This is a genomic window from Parapedobacter sp. (assembly GCF_035556095.1).
Lineage (GTDB): Bacteria > Bacteroidota > Bacteroidia > Sphingobacteriales > Sphingobacteriaceae > Parapedobacter.
The window spans coordinates 1-17,714 of record NZ_DATMFT010000026.1 but is presented as its reverse complement, the minus strand read 5'-3'; the positions used below and the strand labels follow the sequence as shown (position 1 = coordinate 17,714).

13 protein-coding genes and 1 tRNA gene are annotated in these 17,714 nt (G+C 48.6%); 5 read left to right on the top strand and 9 right to left on the bottom strand.

Annotation, left to right across the window (positions count from 1 at the left end; translation table 11 throughout):
* Nucleotides 1-30: 30 nt before the first annotated feature.
* Genes VNQ80_RS16900 through VNQ80_RS16885 form a run of 4 tightly spaced genes read right to left on the bottom strand, consistent with a single transcriptional unit; the run spans nucleotide 31 to nucleotide 4,699 of the window.
* Nucleotides 31-1,029 (bottom strand): LLM class flavin-dependent oxidoreductase, encoded by a 999-nt coding sequence (locus VNQ80_RS16900; protein WP_325640832.1) that lies wholly within the window; start codon nucleotides 1,027-1,029, stop codon nucleotides 31-33.
* 43 nt (nucleotides 1,030-1,072) lie between these two features.
* Nucleotides 1,073-2,254: a class I SAM-dependent methyltransferase gene (locus tag VNQ80_RS16895; protein ID WP_325640831.1), complete on the bottom strand. Its 1,182-nt coding sequence runs from the start codon at nucleotides 2,252-2,254 to the stop codon at nucleotides 1,073-1,075.
* A 9-nt stretch (nucleotides 2,255-2,263) separates the two neighbouring features.
* Nucleotides 2,264-3,463 carry a polysaccharide pyruvyl transferase family protein gene (locus tag VNQ80_RS16890; protein ID WP_325640830.1) on the bottom strand — a complete coding sequence of 400 codons (1,200 nt, stop codon included), beginning with the start codon at nucleotides 3,461-3,463 and terminating at the stop codon, nucleotides 2,264-2,266.
* Nucleotides 3,464-3,511: 48 nt separating this feature from the next.
* Complete coding sequence (locus tag VNQ80_RS16885) at nucleotides 3,512-4,699, bottom strand: cysteine desulfurase family protein (protein ID WP_325640828.1); 1,188 nt, start codon at nucleotides 4,697-4,699, stop codon at nucleotides 3,512-3,514.
* A gap of 72 nt (nucleotides 4,700-4,771) precedes the next feature.
* On the opposite strand from VNQ80_RS16885, the gene VNQ80_RS16880 reads away from it, so the two are divergent.
* Nucleotides 4,772-5,188 carry an OsmC family protein gene (locus VNQ80_RS16880; protein WP_325640826.1) on the top strand — a complete coding sequence of 139 codons (417 nt, stop codon included), beginning with the start codon at nucleotides 4,772-4,774 and terminating at the stop codon, nucleotides 5,186-5,188.
* Nucleotides 5,189-5,256: 68 nt separating this feature from the next.
* Nucleotides 5,257-5,329: transfer RNA gene (locus tag VNQ80_RS16875), tRNA-Thr, on the top strand.
* 65 nt (nucleotides 5,330-5,394) lie between these two features.
* Here VNQ80_RS16875 and VNQ80_RS16870 read toward each other — a convergent pair.
* The 4 genes from VNQ80_RS16870 to VNQ80_RS16855 all read right to left on the bottom strand — a co-directional run bounded on the left by VNQ80_RS16870 (nucleotide 5,395) and on the right by VNQ80_RS16855 (nucleotide 13,776).
* Nucleotides 5,395-8,796: a hypothetical protein gene (locus VNQ80_RS16870; protein ID WP_325640824.1), complete on the bottom strand. Its 3,402-nt coding sequence runs from the start codon at nucleotides 8,794-8,796 to the stop codon at nucleotides 5,395-5,397.
* Nucleotides 8,797-8,804: 8 nt separating this feature from the next.
* Nucleotides 8,805-10,835 carry a hypothetical protein gene (locus tag VNQ80_RS16865; protein ID WP_325640822.1) on the bottom strand — a complete coding sequence of 677 codons (2,031 nt, stop codon included), beginning with the start codon at nucleotides 10,833-10,835 and terminating at the stop codon, nucleotides 8,805-8,807.
* Nucleotides 10,836-11,109: 274 nt separating this feature from the next.
* Nucleotides 11,110-12,639 carry a CotH kinase family protein gene (locus tag VNQ80_RS16860; RefSeq protein WP_325640820.1) on the bottom strand — a complete coding sequence of 510 codons (1,530 nt, stop codon included), beginning with the start codon at nucleotides 12,637-12,639 and terminating at the stop codon, nucleotides 11,110-11,112.
* A gap of 270 nt (nucleotides 12,640-12,909) precedes the next feature.
* Entirely contained in the window at nucleotides 12,910-13,776 is an 867-nt protein-coding gene (locus VNQ80_RS16855; RefSeq protein ID WP_325640818.1) for an alpha/beta hydrolase, read from the bottom strand.
* Between the two features lie 394 nt (nucleotides 13,777-14,170).
* Here VNQ80_RS16855 and VNQ80_RS16850 point away from each other — a divergent pair, with 394 nt between their 5' ends.
* Complete coding sequence (locus VNQ80_RS16850) at nucleotides 14,171-15,013, top strand: type II CAAX endopeptidase family protein (protein ID WP_325640816.1); 843 nt, start codon at nucleotides 14,171-14,173, stop codon at nucleotides 15,011-15,013.
* Between the two features lie 271 nt (nucleotides 15,014-15,284).
* A complete protein-coding gene (locus VNQ80_RS16845; protein ID WP_154194039.1) occupies nucleotides 15,285-15,770 on the top strand; it encodes a GNAT family N-acetyltransferase in 486 nt (161 codons plus the stop codon).
* Between the two features lie 740 nt (nucleotides 15,771-16,510).
* Here the strand turns inward: VNQ80_RS16845 and VNQ80_RS16840 are convergent.
* Nucleotides 16,511-17,083 carry a hypothetical protein gene (locus VNQ80_RS16840; RefSeq protein WP_325640812.1) on the bottom strand — a complete coding sequence of 191 codons (573 nt, stop codon included), beginning with the start codon at nucleotides 17,081-17,083 and terminating at the stop codon, nucleotides 16,511-16,513.
* Between the two features lie 306 nt (nucleotides 17,084-17,389).
* On the opposite strand from VNQ80_RS16840, the gene VNQ80_RS16835 reads away from it, so the two are divergent.
* The gene (locus VNQ80_RS16835) at nucleotides 17,390-17,668 is read left to right on the top strand and encodes a transposase (RefSeq protein WP_325640810.1); all 279 of its coding nucleotides are present in this window, start codon (nucleotides 17,390-17,392) and stop codon (nucleotides 17,666-17,668) included.
* Nucleotides 17,669-17,714: the final 46 nt, after the last annotated feature.

Below are 17,714 nucleotides of genomic sequence, written 5' to 3'. Positions count from 1 at the left end.
GGTGTCTGTATTGTCTTACGCAAAGATAGGCTAATTCTTCTTAATCACCTCGTTTAAGATACGGTACGATTTCAACCGTGCGCCCTGGTCATAGATGTTGCCCGTGGTCATCAACTCATCCACATCGGTCTCCTCAACAAAGGTCGTAAGCTGTTGTGCCAAACTTTCAGGTCCTCCGATAAACGTACAGGCGGTCATTTGCTTGACCGCCGCTTCCACATCGGGGGTCCAATAAGGATCCATAGAAGGCACTGGCGGTTGCAGTGGCCGGCGGGTATTGGTTACAATACCAAGGAACATGCGGTACATGCTGGTTGCCAATACGTGCGCTTCTTCGTCGGTGTCTGCCGCGATGACATTCACGCAGGCCAGTACATACGGTTTGTCAAGCTTGGCCGACGGTTTGAAGTGCTGCCGATAAATGGAAATTGCACGGTGGAATTGTGCGGGTGCAAAATGCGAGGCGAAAGCATATGGTAGCCCAAGCTCGGCCGCGAGATAAGCGCTATCGGTACTCGAACCTAATATCCAGATTGGGACGTCTAATCCCTCGCCGGGGAAGGCCCGTACACGGCCCGCGATATTGTCATCACTGAAATAAAGTTGGAGTTCACGGATATCGGAAGGGAAATGGTAGGCCGTGCCCAGGTTGTTGCGGCGTAGCGCCGCAGCCGTCAATTGGTCGGTACCAGGCGCGCGGCCCAATCCCAGGTCTATACGGCCCGGGTAGAGCGATTCGAGTGTGCCAAACTGCTCGGCAATCGCCAGTGGCGCGTGGTTGGGGAGCATGATGCCACCCGAACCGACACGGATGCTATCCGTCTTGCCGGCGACATGGCCAATCAGTACAGAGGTGGCCGAACTCGCTATATTCTCCATGTTGTGATGCTCGGCGAGCCAGATGCGCGCGTATCCCAATTGCTCGATGTGTTGGGCTGCTTCAACCGTACGGGCAATGGCCGAGGCGGCATCGCCACCCTCGATGATAACCGAAAGATCGAGCGCGGAAAGCTTGAGTTGTTTATGCATGGATGCAAAGTACCGCAATAACGGTATCACGGGCAAACCATACTCAGCATTTTGATGCAAAGATGACCAATAGCTCGTCGTTTAGACCTGTACAGAAAAATAATTGGCGGTCACTGCTTTCACCGATGCGGTGCCGCTTGCGTAGTGCCTCTGCTTTGAGCGGGAAGTTCCGCGTGCTCACGTTTCCCCGCCACGCGGCTTTCGACTTCTTAAAATCACCGTATCCCATCACGTCGGTTACCCGGAAAATTTTCCCCATGAAATCGGTGCGCGGTTCGCCGGCAGTATACAGGTGGGTATGGCGGTGGATTTTTTTCAATCCATAGCGTGTGCTGACCAATTTGAATGCGCCCGACTTGAGCAGGGCCGCATCGGGCTCATAAAGATATCCTGCCGGGTAGCCGTATGTAGGATTGGCCATTTGTTCTTCAGATGGTGTGAAAGTGAATAATGCCGTGGTATCCACGGTCAATGCAGTGGCTATTAAGTGGGGTTCACCGGTATGCCCGCGATCCATTACGAATAGCAGTTCCTTGCATTCATTGCCGGTGCTGACGATATGTACTGTACTTACATGTTCCAGTACCTGCAGGGCGGCGGCGATATCGAGTAGGGGGGCAGATTTGATGATTACCGTCGATACGCTCCGGAGCAACTCGTGCTGGATGGCGACCACATCGGGTACACAGTCTTCGAGCCGGAACACCTTGCGTTGCTCCACGCGGCGCGACGGATCGATATAAGCTACATTAAATGTGTTGACAGGAAGGTGCTGTACATGCCCGATCCCGTCTCCGGCAATAAATGTACTATTTGCCACGCCCAATACCGACGCATTGTAGCCAGCAATTTGTGAAAGTGCAGCATTGGTGTCGCAATGGGTCACCGCTTTCGCACGTTGTGCAAAGAAAAGCGTGTCGACACCGAAGCCCCCGGTGAGGTCGATGACCTTGGAACCTTCGGGAATAAGGGTGGCTTTGTGGCGTGCCGCAACTTGCGAGGAGGCCTGTTCGATGGATAGCTTTTCGGGGTAGTAAATACCCGGCGTACCATACCACAGCGGCAATTTTTTGCGGCAGCGTTGTCGGCTATCCAATTGTTGCGCCAGTTCGGCAGGAGAAACAGCTGGAAACGGGCTTTTCTGCAGCGCCATTGCTGTTGGGGTTCGTTGTTCTTGCTCGGTTAAATAGCGTTGTACCTCAGGTGTTAGGATATGTCGATTCATGGCGTGTTGTTAAGGAAAAACCAACTGGCGGATATGCGAAAATGAAGCTTCGGCGGCTTTCAATTGCTTTTCGCGCGATTGCTCCAGTGCCTTCCGGTCGATTGCTAATGCCCGGTCGACTGCCTCGTATATTCCCGTTAAAGGAACGGTGTGGTTTATGCTATCTACTCCCCAGGTTTGCAGATAACTATGAAGCTTTGGTACTGCTACGCCCACGTAAGGCACAGCAAAGCTCATAGCCGTTATGGCGCCGTGCAAACTAGTACCTACGTATACAGCGGCATTGGCAATAAGGTACATGATATCCCAGACGGTTACCTTGCCAAACAGGGTGCTGGGTTGTTCCAGCAAAGGGGCTATGCGTTGCAAGGCCAAGTGATCGTCGTGATTGAGGGCCTTGCCGATGGGGCACAGGCATAGGTCAAGACCCGTTTGCGAGGCAATAGCATCCAGTTGTTTGGCGATCTGTAATTCGTTTGTTTTGGCGTGGTTATTTTTAATCTGGAAGAACACGTATCGGTGCCTGTTTGCGGCGACATATTCGGCTACCTGTGCGGATACGCGTTTGGCGAGTAGTGCTACCGGAAAAAAGTTGGACATGAGGATGGCCGAATCGGGATAAAGGTGCGTATCGATGCCTTGCTTGGTTAAATGCTGCTGTGTAGCCTCGTCACGCACGGCAAAATAGTCAACACCGCGCAACTTATCCCGAAGTTCGCCGAACCGGTCGAACGTCGCCGGGGCCATTTCCGATCCGCCCAATGAGTTGAAAATTACCCTGTCTACACCCGCAAAGTCCGACGCCGTGAAAACGAAGGGCAGTGCTGTTTCGCCGTGCAGTTTCCACTTGGCAAATGCGTTGAGATCAATAATCTTATTGAGGTAATGGTGGAAGCGATGGGTCCGTTTAAACGTGCCGCTCAATGCTAATAGCAGCGAATTCCATGTCACCGCTACGGCCTCGCCGCCAGCCACGATCACACTGGTATGTCCGGTGGTTTCTCGGCAGGCCCGATAAAATGACTGGATATTCTCCGTTGGCTTGCCGCCCAGTGCACTTAGATCACTTTCAATGATGCCGAAGTAGCGCACATCAAACGACTGCCTATACGTGGCCAGCTGTGCCTCGATGACGATCGGGAACAGCAGGTCTCCGTAATTGAAACGATCGAACGCACCGATGATTAAGATATGGTTTTGAGTAGCCAATACGCAAAATAAAAAAGAGTTAACAAGATTCGTACCTAAACGCGGAGGTTATTTTACCAATCCAGCTTTATGCAGTTGCCAGATGGGGGAGGAAGCCCGCAATTGTTCCACGGCGGAGGTGAGTTGTCTGATAGCGGTGTGGACCTCAGCTTCGGTGTTGAACCGGCCCATGCTGAAGCGCAGCGACGCATGGGCGTCTGAAGCCGAAAGTCCCATGGCCATCAGCACATGCGAAGGGTCGCGTGTGCCGCTCACACAAGCTGAGCCGGAAGCCAGGGCAATATCCGGTACACTCATCATGATCTGGTCGGCACGGAGGTGCTTGAACGTGATGTTGCTCACGTGTGGCAGCCGCGATGCTCCCTGCCCGTTTACAACAGTGGCCGGTAATTTGGCCAGCGTGGTTTCCAGTATGTCGCGCAGGGCGGCAAGTCGCCGTGCCTCTTCGGCAAGCCGTTGCCGGGCCATTTCCGCCGCTTTACCCAGTCCGACAATTCCGGGTACATTCAATGTGCCGGCTCGTCGCTTGTTTTCTTGGCCACCACCGTGCAATAATGCCCCGGTTTGTATACGTTTGCTACGGCGGCGGACGAAAAGTGCACCGGCTCCCTTCGGGCCGTAGAATTTATGGGCGCTCAGGCAAAGCAGGTCGGGGCCGGTATCGCGCACGTCGATTTCAATTTTTCCTGCCGCTTGGGTGGCGTCACAAAAAAACAAAGTCTGGTGTTTAGTGGTGAGCTCGGCGATACGTGCAATAGGATGGAGTACGCCGGTTTCGTTGTTGGCATGCATGAGCGCCACCATTATCGTATCTGGGCGGATGGCCGAGTCCAACGCATCCAGGTCGATGTTGCCATCGGCTGACACAGGCAGATAAGTAACCTCAGCACCTTTTTTTTCCAGGTACGCGAGCGTGTCCAGTACCGCTTTATGTTCGGTACGGCAGCTTATCACGTGTTTGCCTTTGCTTTGGTAGTGTTCAAATACACCTTTGATAGCCATGTTGATGGCTTCCGTTGCCCCCGACGTAAAGGTGATTTCCTGGTGTGTAGCGCCGATGAGTGCCGCAACCCGTTCCCGCGCAGCGTCCACCGCAGCTGCGGCTGCACGGCCCGCACGATGTGTGAGGCTGGACGCATTGGCATAGTGCGTGGTGAAATAGGGCATCATCGCTTCCAGTACCTCGGGGTCAAGCGGTGTGGTTGCGTTGTTGTCAAAGTAGATCAACCTGTCCATGTTGCGAATTTATAAACAATTTAACCGCAATGGGTGTTTTCTGAATAACTTTAACGTATAAACACGATAGCGATGAAATTTACCAGAAAGGCGAGTGCCCATTGGAAGGGCACCGGAAAAGACGGCAGCGGTACCGTCAGCACACAAAGCACCGTGTTGGACCAGACTGCTTACTCCTACAAAACACGTTTTGAAGACGGGATAGGGACCAACCCGGAAGAGTTGATCGGAGCGGCACATGCGGGCTGTTTCACCATGCAGCTCAGTTTCTTGCTGAGTGAAAAAGGATATGAACCAACGGACCTCCATACCGATGCTAAGGTGACCTTTGAAGATGGAAGCATCACATCTATACAGCTGGATTTGAAGGGAACGGTTGAGGGGATTTCCGAATCGGAATTTGGTGAGATTGCCGAAAAGGCGAAAGCCATCTGCCCGATTTCAAAACTACTGGACACCACAATTGAGTTGACGACAGCATTGGAGTGATGAGCGCTGGAAAATACTTGTAGAAAAAAAAAGTTTATGTAAGTTTGCATCGGCAAAAATCCGCCGATGCCGACGTAGCTCAGCTGGTAGAGCAACGCATTCGTAATGCGTAGGTCGTAGGTTCGAATCCCATCGTCGGCTCTTCATTAAACCACGTAAAAAAGGCCGCCCCGAAATAGGGCGGCCTTTTTTGATAGCCGATAGGGTTACCAATCCCTATCAAAGGGCAGCCCAGGAGCTATCGCGTCGTCCACGGAAATGAAATCGCGCGGAATGTCTACCGCTACGGTACAGGGTTCGCAACGTTCCCCACCACAAATCGGGACGAAAGTGATGTAGTAGCGACCAACGTGATCGAAATGACTCGTAACTGATGAGCCGCTGCCCGATAGGCTCGTGCCGCCCGGGCCAGTGATTTCCCATTGGAAACTGACCTCACAGCCGTCGGGAGCGCACGCATAAGCCGGAGCATTGAATACATAGGTCTTATGCCGTTTCAGCCTGATTTTGTCACCGCAGGCAACCTGATGGCCGGCAATCGGCGAAACATTGATCTTTTGCCTTGGGTCGCGCGGCGGTGCCACTTCATGTTCAAAAATATTGACGGTATGGTCGAGCCACGTGCCACAGCCACAATCTCCTGTTTGGCAGCATGCTACCATAAATCGGTTACTCCTTGCTAAGCACTCGCCGTGGGTATCTTTTACTACGATGATCCATGGACGTGGCGGATCGCAGGGCAGCCCCGCAGGCAACGTGAAGGTGTAACTTCCATTATCGGCGACGCCGGAAGCCACCACCTGATAGGGGACGCCTGTTTGCCCGTCGATCAGGATAATGTCCACCTCACCCGAAGGGACACCACCCGTCCAGTTTACGGTCACGGCGCTGTCGGCGCAGAGCGGTTCAGCTTGTCCAATCGGTTCAATCCGTATGTCGCACGGTTTTTCCTCGGCATCGGGCGAGAAGCAAATCGTCCGTTCACACACGTTGCAATTTACATCTTTCACCCGCACCACCAGACAGAAATAGAATTCCACCTCACAGCATTCGATGTCTAAAACGTTCGGTTGCGACACGTCGAGCTGCACGGTGGTATTGAGTACGCTTGGTGAGCCGGGCGACCAAACCAGCGCTGTGCTATTGTTGCTGCCAGCCTGCAGGGTGAGGCTGCCAAGCTGGTTCGTATTCGTGGAAAGCAGCCCAAAGCTACCCATATCGGCAGGTTGGCAATCGGCCGCCGAATAAGCCACGTGGTAATCGACCATCAGTATTTCCACTTCCTGTATAGGCGTAGCGCCGCCTTGCAGCTGCACCTCGTACTGGCCGTTGCGGTACACGAGTGTAGCGTCGAAATCAGGTATTTCGCAGCAACCCGTGCTGGTCACGCAGGCCGCAGGCTCTGCCTCACTGCCATCATTGGCGTCGAGCAGTGTTCCGTCGGTCGTCATGTTACCCGTGGCCGACACGGCCACGTTGCAGCAGGTGCCGATGCCTTGTTTGGTTACCGGCACGGTAATGATGAATTTGCCGCCCGGTTGAATGGCCGCTGTCGGATTAACCTGAATTTGCAGGTTGCCCGACGAGGTGGCGGTGATGGCGTTGCCCAGGTCGTCGACCACCGAAATCGCTCCCCGCACCACGGCACAATCAGGCAATTGATCGGTCACCGTCACATGGTCCAGCGGTACGCTGCCTGCGTTGATGACCTCGATAATATAGTTGAACGCCTGCCCGCTTTCAACGGTTTGCACGTCAGCATATTTGTTTACATCCAGGTATCCCCACTGGTTGATGGTATAGGCTGCACTCGAGGTATGTTCCAAGCCGTTGTAGGTAAGGCTGGCCGTATTGGTTCGATTGCCATGCAGCTGGGGCAGGATGAGCGCATCAAAGTAAATGGCTAGGTAGTTTCCGGTGTCCCATTGGCAGGTGCCCGGCATGTTGGTTATGGTCCACGTCGGGTGTTGCAGATCGGCGGTATTGGCGGTGACGTTAAACGGCGGCTGTTCGGGCGCGCCCTGAAGGGGGCTGCTGCATTTAGTTACCTTAGCATGGCCCGGATAGTATTCATACTGGATAGACCCCGGTACCAACTGCAGGTGTTGCCCGTTGGCATTTAGTGCATCGCTAACCACTGTTGTCATGTCTGCAGAACCCAGATTGCCTATCAATAGCCTGAAATGGATGACGTTGCCTACTTGGTAAATGGGTGGGTTTACCGCGTTGGGAGGATTTACGATGCATTTACGGATGCTGGGCACAGGCGCTGGTTGTTCAACGGTGAATTCGGCTTCGTGTTCGTCGGTTTCAACCGTGCCAGCTATCTCGGGGCAGTTAATGCCCGGACATGGTGATGGCCCGCCGGTGCCACCGCCGGGGTTATTGCCGCCGCCCCCCAATCCTTCGGCCTGGTAGCTGAGGTGTGCCGTATTGGATATGACCGTACCCAGCGGCGTATTGGGATTTATGGTAAACCGGAAGCGGAAGGTGGCCTGGCCGTTCACGGGAAGCGGCCCGTCCGTTTTGGTAAATGTGTATATTCCGTTGTTGTTTGTCCAAGTCCACCCGGTGGCGATAATGTTTGGGGCAGCGACGGTAATACCGGGAATGTTGATGTCGTCGGTGATTTCGATATTGGTTAGGGGCACATTGCCGATATTGCTGACCGTGATGGCGTATTCGCCGATACAGCCGGGGGCGAAGGGGCCGCCGTTAGCACTGGTCACTGTTTTTTCAAAGTTGGTAACAACATTCGGTGTGGCCAGCATGGGCGACTCAGCCGATACGCTTCCAGTCATCGTTTCGCAACCATTGCCCAGGGTGAAATGGTAGTCGGCCGTATTGGTGATGGTGCTGCCCACCTCGCCGCAGTTCCGGATATGCACTTCGTAAGGGAAACTGCCGTTTGAAGTCGTTTGAAAATTGGTAATCGTGGTTGTTGCACCACTCACCACGGTCATTGCCGGGTCTTCGGTAAACGTGCCGCTGATGCTGTAATCGCCCAGGCCCGGCGGATTGGGGTTGTTGTGGTTCAGCGTTAGTTTCCATACCGAAACACCACAAGCCAGGTTACCACGGACGAACGCCTTGTCGGCCGTCCAGTAATTGGCTGCCCGACCGGTAACGGACAATGACACGGTGCACGAGAGCTGTTCGTCGCCGGTATCCACGGTTACCGTTACCGTTAGTGTGCCTACACTGCCATTGCACGTGATGTATGGGGGGAAGCGGTAGAACATATCGAATGTTTGCCCATCATTGCCGATAATCGGGTCAACATTGGTATGCGACAGCGGGTCGCCGGCTACCGGCACCATCGGTACCGCGCCGTGCGCCTGATATAAAAGGTTGGATGACCGGGTGATGGTGATGCTGCTGGTGGAGCCGGGGGGCAAGCTGCCCGGCAGCACCGTGGTGAGTGTAATATTATCGCCGGTCAGTACTTCGCGGGGTGCACTGATCACCACAGTCCCATAACCACCAAGGTTACAGGAGGCCGTTACGGGACTATCGTCGATCTCCAACTGGCTATAGCCAGCAAATGCGTTAAGGAGCAAAGGCAAAAGAAAGCAGCCCCTAAGGATATATATGATAGACTTTTTCATGACTTTTTTTATTGGTTGTCAAATTGGAAACAATGGGTGAACGCGCAGGCCTTGCAGCTGCCATCTTCGTACAGAACATTTACCTTGAGGCAGACCTCATAGGAGATGGCACAGCAATCGGCATCGAAACCGGGTAATGCGCCGGGCAGTCCGATAACCAGGTTCAGCGGTATTGGACCGGTCAAGGAATTGGTGCTGAGGTACCGTACCACCTTGGTGGCCGAGGTATTGGAAAGCGGGCTGCCGGAAGCCGATTCATTGGCAACCTGCAGGTTGCCCGAGCCATTGATGGTGGATAAACCGGATAAAATCATGCCTGATGTTTCAACACTGTTGACGCCCGTGGTACATCCACCCGGGTTTGCCGAGTACTGGTAGGATAGCACCTGCACTTCGATGCCATATATGGGCTGGTTTACCGTAATGTTGCCGTCAAACAGGTATTGTGTTCCCTGTGCATTCTGTGCGCTGATCTCGAAGTTTTCAAAAGACACTTCCATCGTTTCACAATCGTCGCAAAAGCAATCCGGCAGGCTGTCGATGGAAATGCTGACACCCGGCTGGCACAACACGGGGCTGGGGTCAAGGTCGTCGCCCTGCAACGCCAAGCCAATGGTGTTGACACCGGAAGGGACGGTTACCTCTATACAGTAATGCTCCGTAGAAGCAGAAGCGCCGGACTGGGTAACCAAGTTGGTGTTTTGGCCGACCAACGTATAGGTAAGGGGATTGTATTGCTGGTCGTAAACAAACAATCCAGATGTAGGGTCATTATAGGTAAGGTCGCCGGATGCCGATGCATAGGACGCATCGAAGCAAATCCGGTACTTCCGGTCGTTTCCTTCGTAGCCCAGGCATTCGATGGTGTCGTTTTCGATAGTGAAGCTGATGTCGCAGTTCGAAATATTGAACGCGCGCACATCCGAGACCAATCCAGTGGTCGTTTCCGTAATGCGCCACCGATATTGGCCTTCTTGGAGGTCGGCGTTTGCGAAATCCGTGATAGCAATCGAAGCTTTGCTGGATTTGCCGATATAGGTGCGTTGAGGTTTGCGGTTGCCATCCAGCTGGATAAGTTCCACCACGTAAGCGGGTGCCGGGATCGGCGTACCAACGACGCGCCACTGCAGGGATTTAATTGCTGCCGCGTTACGGTACTGCGCGTTGTTCTCGGGCGCCATGGCTAGCAATTGTCGCTTCTGTGTTTGTTGCGGCTGTGTCTGCGGCGCTGCCGTAGGTTGAGGATTTGTTCGCTTCGGTTCCTTTGCCTTTCCTATCGCATACGACAGGCCTGCTTGGCCCCCCAGCGTATTCCACGCTTTTGAAAGGCGTTGTTGTTGGGTTTGTGCCTCCGCCCATGTTCCAAATTCGTACAGGCCCTCTTCATTGGGCGCAGCCGCGAACCTGAGCGTGCGCGTTGTCACGAGGACACGCTGGAACGCGTAATTTGCTTCTGCCCACGCCGACAGCCGTTTGCCCAAGGGGAGGGATAGGCGTAGTTTTGGTGCATAGAAAAGCCCGTTGGATGCCACGCGATCTTGGCCGTAGATTTCTTTTTCCAAAACCTCCTTGCGGTATTCGATCCGTTGCCGGACGGAAAACCCGTCACGTTGGATCTGTGCAAAGCCCAGATGGAACTTGGGCGATAATGTTACCCTATTCCCCAGTTTAAAATCGAGCTCGGGTCCAACGCCAAGTCGCAGCATTCGCTGCGCCATGTCGGGATTGTCCAGCCCCTCCGATAGTGTGATGGCATCCGCTACCGGAATCGGTTGGAATGGGGAAGTTGGGGCGCGTTTTGCAGCCATGTAATCACCGGCCAAACCGATACCCAACGAGAGCGACTCACGCGTCATTATCGGCATAGAGAGGCCGATGGTAGCTCCAGACGTAGCTAAAAGGTTGGTGCTGTCGCTGCGGCCGCCATGTCCGGCGAGGGTGCCGCCAAGCGAAACGGTTGGGCGATGCTGGGCAAAGAGCCCACCTGCGTAAAGCAGTACAGCGGCCATGAATAATGCTAAATAGTTAACCTGTTGCATAATCATACTGTTTAGAATCCTATTTATTCCAATTTTTGTATGAGTATATCAACCGGAAGTAGAAATTGTTACCCGTTGGTTTGGTATCCGCTCACCGCCCGTTGCTTTGCGCCAATCGCTTCTCATCGAAGGCGTAACTTGCACGAAGTGAACTTTAGGGTGTTAGCGGCCCACAGGCGGAGCTGGGCTACTTCCTTTTACGGGAGAAACAGCCTTTAAACTGGATCCGGAATGAACACACTAACCGATGGAGGTATTTATTCGAATGACGACATCAATCAAATCGTTCGCCATTGATCACTTCATCCAACCAGGCCACCCGAATAGTCAAATAATTCCGGATAAAGTTGACATAGTCTTGGTGAGTTTCACCGGTATACCAACTTTGATTGACGTTAACGCCAAGGACATCCCATCGCTGAAAATTGGGTATTTGGCTATATTTGATTTGTTCGGCTTTCTCGTCAACATATGCCGGAATAGACTGCACCGTCTCCTTTACGGCATTCCAACGATCACGGGCTAACTTCTTAAATTCCGGATCATTCATGAGCCGGTTCATCCAAACCCTGGGATTGTGGGCTTCGGTGAGCATCAATTTCTTCTCGGCGTCTCCCAGGCGTTTGTCATTATTAAAGCCCAGATCGAAGTCCCAAACCGGCCCCACATATATCTTTGGATCTTGGCTACTCTTTTTATACATTCTCATGCTCCATAGCATATCGGGGTTTCCACAAATTTCATTGATCAAATAATAAGTAACAAAGCTCTCTAGATCAAAATATTGTTGATAATCTGCTTCGGCCCCATCACCTTCCATAAATAGGCTGTTTTCGAACGTGGTGACATAATTTTTGATGTATTGAAATTCATCCGTAGTGATGTCATCCTCATCAGGAAACTTTATCGTGACGGGCATACCACGGGGCGTGTAAAAATGAGAAGGCTCCTGTGCTGCATAGCCGTCCTCCTCGATGATAAAGCCGCCGTTGTCTTCATCGATAGCAACTCGGTTTTCGCCTTCTTTTATATGTTCAGTCAAGGTATAATTGCCCATATATTCACCATTGAGGAATAATTCGACAAATTGTTGGCGAGGCGTATATTCCAGCGCTAACCTGCGGCTTACTTCAAAGGCCACCTCATTTCGGAGCAATGACTGATCGCCATAATTGGCCAGTAGTGCCCAACTCTTATCTGCCGGCATACCCAACAGCGAGGCTTTCTCATCTAGTTTTATTCGATAGGGCTTTTTGGGCATCCCCCATGTGGCGTTACCGCGTCCCTTAACCTCTGTGATGCCCTCGAACAGCACCTTGCCTTCGAACCCATTGGTAATCTTAATCTGCCCATCTACATAAGTTTCTTTACTGTCAATAGGCTTGCCATCGGTGAAAAGATAAATCGCTGGTAAGCCGGTATCAGCAAACTTGATGATATAACGCCGCGTGCTGCCGTTCTCTGCCGCGACGGTGTATGTGACCAATTGGGAGAAATCCTGTGTTGAGTTCCCGCTCTGTTGTTTTACCCCATCTACAACCACCTCAACGCCATTGTGTTCAAATTCCGGAATCAAGGCGGTGATGTCTGTACCTACCAATGTGTGGGCATAAATGGTGTCACCATCTATTTCTGCTTCGATGTCGTTCCATAAATCCGGATTTTTTTCTTTTTTGAATACGAAGCTAATTAGATCATTGCTTTCTGACCGGTTGTCAGGAGTTCGATCTTTCGTGCAGGCTAGGGTAACGACAAACAAGGCGATCAGATACCCATAACGCCAACCGTAAATTTCTTTTTTCATGGATTGTTCAATTTTTTAAGTCATTGGTAGCGCAGCCTTATACGGAAACGATTTGTTCACTGTGCAGATATACGCATTCGATAGTTAAAACGGTCTTTTCCATTCCATATTATGGGAGCACCGGATTCCGCATTTTCTCTGCAAGATAAAAAACCGATTCAAATTAGAAAACCCCCAGAAGAACATCCATACGATTAAGGCAAAAGCCAGACAAGCCATTGCGCAGTGATACGGTACAATCAGAACGAAGGAAATCGTAAAACAAATGCGCTACTGCCTTTCCATAAATTCGCTAATCCTAGTTAACACTTCTTCAAAGTTGGTTTCTAAAGCCATATGTCCGCCTTCCAAGACGTGGGTTTGAGCATGAGGTAAATCTCTCTTGTAGCAATACGCTTCCGCGACATCAAAATATACATCATATTTCCCCCAAATGATAAGTGTCGGTGGTTGGTGTACGCGAAAATATTGTTGAATTGCCGGGAAAAGCTCAAAATTTGTCGGGTAGGTACAATTCAACTTAAACTGAATGTCGAGGTTCCCGGGCCTGCTTAGCCTTTCCCAATCGATGATCCAGCTTTCGGGGCTTATGTTTTGGTGGAGCTTTTCAGGAACCCCCGCAAAATATTGTTCTTTTGTTCCTTCCTCGCTCAAAAATGCGTATACCTTTTTCTTTTTTTCCTCCGTGGGATTTTTCCAATAGTCTTTGGATTCCTCCCATTGCGGTCCATGACCTTCAAGGTAATTGTTGCCGTTTTGTACGATTATTCCCGCTATGCTATCGGGTTTTTTCAGACAGATGCGCGCACCAATGTAACTTCCGTAATCGTGTAGGTATATCGTAAATGACTTTAGCTTTACTGCTTCGATAAACTTGTCTATATACAGCGCAATATTTTCAAACGAATATTCGAAATCGTTTATCGACGGGACATCACTGAATCCAAAGCCCGGATAATCAGGCGCAATCAGGTGGAACTTGTCGGAAAGTGCAACCATGAGGTTTTTAAACATGATGGAAGATGTAGGGAATCCATGTAAAAGCAAAAGCGTTGGATTTTCACTGTTGCCCGCCTCCCGATAAAAAATGGTTACTCCGTCTACTGTTACCGTCTTGTTATAAATCTGTCTATCCATGGCTGTGTTCAACTTGAATGGCCAATCTTTGGCATATCGTTCGAAAATACATACAATTATTCACTTTTCTCTTAACGGGCTCACGTCACCGCTATTTTGTATTTTAGTCCGAAGAATGTTTCAAATTTATGTCTTTTTCGATGTCTGCCAACTGCCATTAACACATCCCTGGCCCACCTACCTCTGAGCGATCAAAATTTGTAATTCTCAACCGGATGTTTTACCTTGCGTGGTATAAAGACCATAACATCATTAAACCCAATGTCAATACGAAAGCTTATCCTTTACTTTTTCTCGACTTTGGGCGCCTGCTGCCTGCAGCTTCACATCACCGGTTTCTCTACCTATACGTGGACTAATTGTATAATATACCGCTAAGCTAAAATGAAATTACATGATTGAAGACCAACGTACTTATTACCCTAGTATTAGACAAAGTTGGGGAATCGTCGGAATAATAATACTATCAACACTGGTGTTTAGTCCCGTCAATCTCGTGCTCAATAAAGCGATCGGAAAGGAGATTTCTTTTTTAGTTTATTATTTATTAGCAATGGGGGTTCCATTCGGTATTGCTCACTTCATTAGAAATAAACGAACAGGAGTAAATAATTATAATTTTAGTCTGAGTTCAATGAAGGTGATGGGATTAGTTTTGCTCGCTACAATTGGGCTTCAGACAGGCATAACTTCGCCGATCGTTAATTTAATACCGATGCCTGAGTTTGTGCAAAAGATATTTCTTGAATTTGCAGATCAAAAAGGTATCTATTCTTTCTTGGCGATAGTCATTGCCGCGCCTATAATAGAAGAATTGATTTTTAGAGGGATTATTTTAGAGGGACTTTTACAACGATATTCTCCAGTTAAATCAATTATTCTATCAAGTATTTTATTTGGAATCGTTCATTTAAACCCGTGGCAGTTTGTTAGTGCGTTGGTAATTGGCTTGCTTTCAGGTTGGGTATATTACCGAACTAGAAAATTGTCATTATCAATCTTGATTCATTTGGTAAACAATCTTTTTGCTTTTATAGGGATGCATTCTATGGATACCGAAGCAATGATCGATAAATCGCAATTAGAATTATATGGCGGTTTAACAAACTTCATCTTAATAACTGCTGGAGCGATATTGATCTCAATTATTTGTATTTTCTTCTTGAGACAAGAATTCAGTAACTCCCGTCAAATAACCCTGCGGGAAGACCATCAAGGATGGTTAAAGGACGTGTAATTAACATAAATAACATTAAAGGTGTACCTTTACGGTTTAAGCGAAGTGCAACTAACTCATTTCATTAAACCTGATTAATCTATGGAAAGAAGGGAATTTATCCGCAAAGGTATGATTGGCGCCACCGGTGCGGCATTGACAACGACTGGCATGAGTGTGTAAATCGAAACTTATCGCTTCGATTTCCCCGCCTTCGGCAATACCCAAAACGTTATAGGACATTTTAGAACGACACAAAAACAGACAATAATTTCAACGAGGCATAACTAAAATGACAGACACCAAACTTGACATAATATTAAGACCAACAGAAATCGCAGACTTGGACACTTTATTTGAAATTCAACTTGACAAAGAAGGTGGATACTTAGCTGCTTTTATGCCTAATGACCACACCAACAAACTTGCTTATTTAGACAAGTTTACAAAACTCTTAAACGACCCAACAGTCAATAACCAAACAATTATAATTGACAACAAAATCGTAGGAAGCATTGCCAAATTTGTAATGTTTGGAGATAATGAGTTAACATATTGGATTGACAAACAATATTGGGGCAAAGGTATTGCGACAAAAGCACTAAAACACTTCCTTTACATTGAAACAACCAGACCAATTTTTGGACGAGTTGCGTTTGACAATTTTGGTTCGCAAAAAGTTTTAGAAAAATGCGGATTTTTAAAAATTGGTTCAGACAAAGGTTTTGCAAGTGCACGGCAGACAGAAATAGAAGAATTTATTTACAAACTAACTTGACAACGATTTGACAAAAAGAAAAACGCCCTATAACACAGGTTTTGCGTTAGTGGGCGGACAGTGCAAATATGAACTTTTGAGCAATTAATAAACGTTGGTACTGGCAGACAGTATACGGTTTCAAAAGCCCACCAACGAAAAGCCCGAAACCGTTAGCTGCAAGCTGGACGACAGTAAAGACGGTGAAATGAAGTAAAAAAACATAAACCATTTCTTAAAAGAAGATAAAAAGCGCTATGAACATTTACGCATATCAAAGACCTGTTGGTAAAATTGACGACATTCCAGAACTCCGGAACGAGTTTATAACCATTTTTGACACTAAAGACAAAAACGAAATAGCACAGTTTCGTCTAATCTTGCTACCAATTCTGTGTATTGGTCTTTTGATAAAATAATTGCTTCCATTTTCTTTAATTTTTAAGATTATGGAAGCAAAGGACAGCAACATAAAAAAGTCAATTTGTCCGTACTTGGTCTTTCGGGACAAAGTTTTTTTACAGTATTTTATCAATGTCTATTCTTTTGTGGGGTTTGGGGCGTTTATCGGACTTTGACTGTGTAAGCATTGTTTTTACTGTTTCGGGACTTAATTCTTTACCGTCCTTTATAATTCCCCCCAATCATTGGACAGATTTTTCATAAACTAAGTGAGATATTTCTGTTATCCCACCCACAAACAACAACCTTAACCTGCCCGCGCGGCGAGCGCCCGCCGGAGGCACCTGTTTTCCGCTGCATCATGCGACCTCCTTTCGTTTGGGGCTATGGTAGACCTCGCCGGGGATTTCATCTTCCAGACTTTGGTGCCTCCGTTGGTTGTTGTAATACTCGAAATAATTTTTTGAGTGTAGTCCTGTAATTCGTCCACTCTGTTTTTGGTTTTGTTTGAATGAAAAATACCTTTTCTCACATTCAGCATTGACGTACTGCATCGGAAGGTTTGCAACCGTATGTTTATATCCTGAAAACTCAATCTCTTTTCGCTTGCTTTCTATAATGGTATAGCATTTCATCATTCTGCCTCGATTGGTAGTAGATGCAAATAATTCTTCATTTTCTGAAATCAGTTTTTCCAGTTTGTTGAGCCACTTAACCTGGTCGGAAACAAGATTACAGTGATAACTGAAAAAGTCAGGCAGCAAGGCGTATGGAAGATTTAGAATTTTATTAATGAGCACTTTGCAATATGAAGCATTTTTGCCTATTTCCTCTTCAGTAATGTCAAATAAAGGATTTTCCATTTCCTTTTTGGCAATAGATGTGGTTTCCGGGAAACAAACGCTATCTGTAATTTTACTGATGTATGGCATAGGCTAAGCTGTAATGTTGCTATTTGAAACAAATTGCCGGTATCTTTTTCATTTTTACTTTTTCGTTTAAATCTGTCAGTCTTTTATCTGATGTTTTCCATAATGCCCTGCAAAACCAACCATCAGCTTAAATGCCATCAGTACCGTTAATGTGTTTAGCGGTATCGGTAATTCGGAATAAAAATTCAGAAGCAATACAACAATAGCAAAAAGGAATACACTTATCTGTAATTGAAAAACGGTGTTTCTATAGTACTCCCCAAATATTGGACAGCTGCTTAAATGTTTAACTTAGCAGTTGTAAGAATGAAAAAAGAACGCAGAAAATTCAGTGCAGGCTTCAAGGCGAAGGTAGCCATCGAAGCGATTAAGGAGCAGCAGACGGTCCATGAGCTGGCCGCCAAATATGAGGTCCATGCTACACAGATCAACACCTGGAAGCGGGAGTTTTTGGATAAAGCTGAATCGGTATTCAGTAAGGATCATGCTTCGGCCAAAGATGAATCCAAGGAGAAGGAACTGTATTCAAAGATCGGGGAATTGCAGATACAGGTGGATTTCTTAAAAAAAGTATTGGGCAAATGAGTTTGGAAGAAAAGCGCAGGCTTGTTTGCCCACCTTATAAAAAGTT

Coding starts and splice junctions, on each gene's coding strand:
- VNQ80_RS16900 (WP_325640832.1), bottom strand. CDS start 1,029: ATGCATAAACAACTCAAGCTTTCCGCGCTCGATCTTTCGGTTATCATC.
- VNQ80_RS16895 (WP_325640831.1), bottom strand. CDS start 2,254: ATGAATCGACATATCCTAACACCTGAGGTACAACGCTATTTAACCGAG.
- VNQ80_RS16885 (WP_325640828.1), bottom strand. CDS start 4,699: ATGGACAGGTTGATCTACTTTGACAACAACGCAACCACACCGCTTGAC.
- VNQ80_RS16880 (WP_325640826.1), top strand. CDS start 4,772: ATGAAATTTACCAGAAAGGCGAGTGCCCATTGGAAGGGCACCGGAAAA.
- VNQ80_RS16870 (WP_325640824.1), bottom strand. CDS start 8,796: ATGAAAAAGTCTATCATATATATCCTTAGGGGCTGCTTTCTTTTGCCT.
- VNQ80_RS16865 (WP_325640822.1), bottom strand. CDS start 10,835: ATGCAACAGGTTAACTATTTAGCATTATTCATGGCCGCTGTACTGCTT.
- VNQ80_RS16860 (WP_325640820.1), bottom strand. CDS start 12,639: ATGAAAAAAGAAATTTACGGTTGGCGTTATGGGTATCTGATCGCCTTG.
- VNQ80_RS16855 (WP_325640818.1), bottom strand. CDS start 13,776: ATGGATAGACAGATTTATAACAAGACGGTAACAGTAGACGGAGTAACC.
- VNQ80_RS16850 (WP_325640816.1), top strand. CDS start 14,171: ATGATTGAAGACCAACGTACTTATTACCCTAGTATTAGACAAAGTTGG.
- VNQ80_RS16845 (WP_154194039.1), top strand. CDS start 15,285: ATGACAGACACCAAACTTGACATAATATTAAGACCAACAGAAATCGCA.
- VNQ80_RS16840 (WP_325640812.1), bottom strand. CDS start 17,083: ATGCCATACATCAGTAAAATTACAGATAGCGTTTGTTTCCCGGAAACC.
- VNQ80_RS16835 (WP_325640810.1), top strand. CDS start 17,390: ATGAAAAAAGAACGCAGAAAATTCAGTGCAGGCTTCAAGGCGAAGGTA.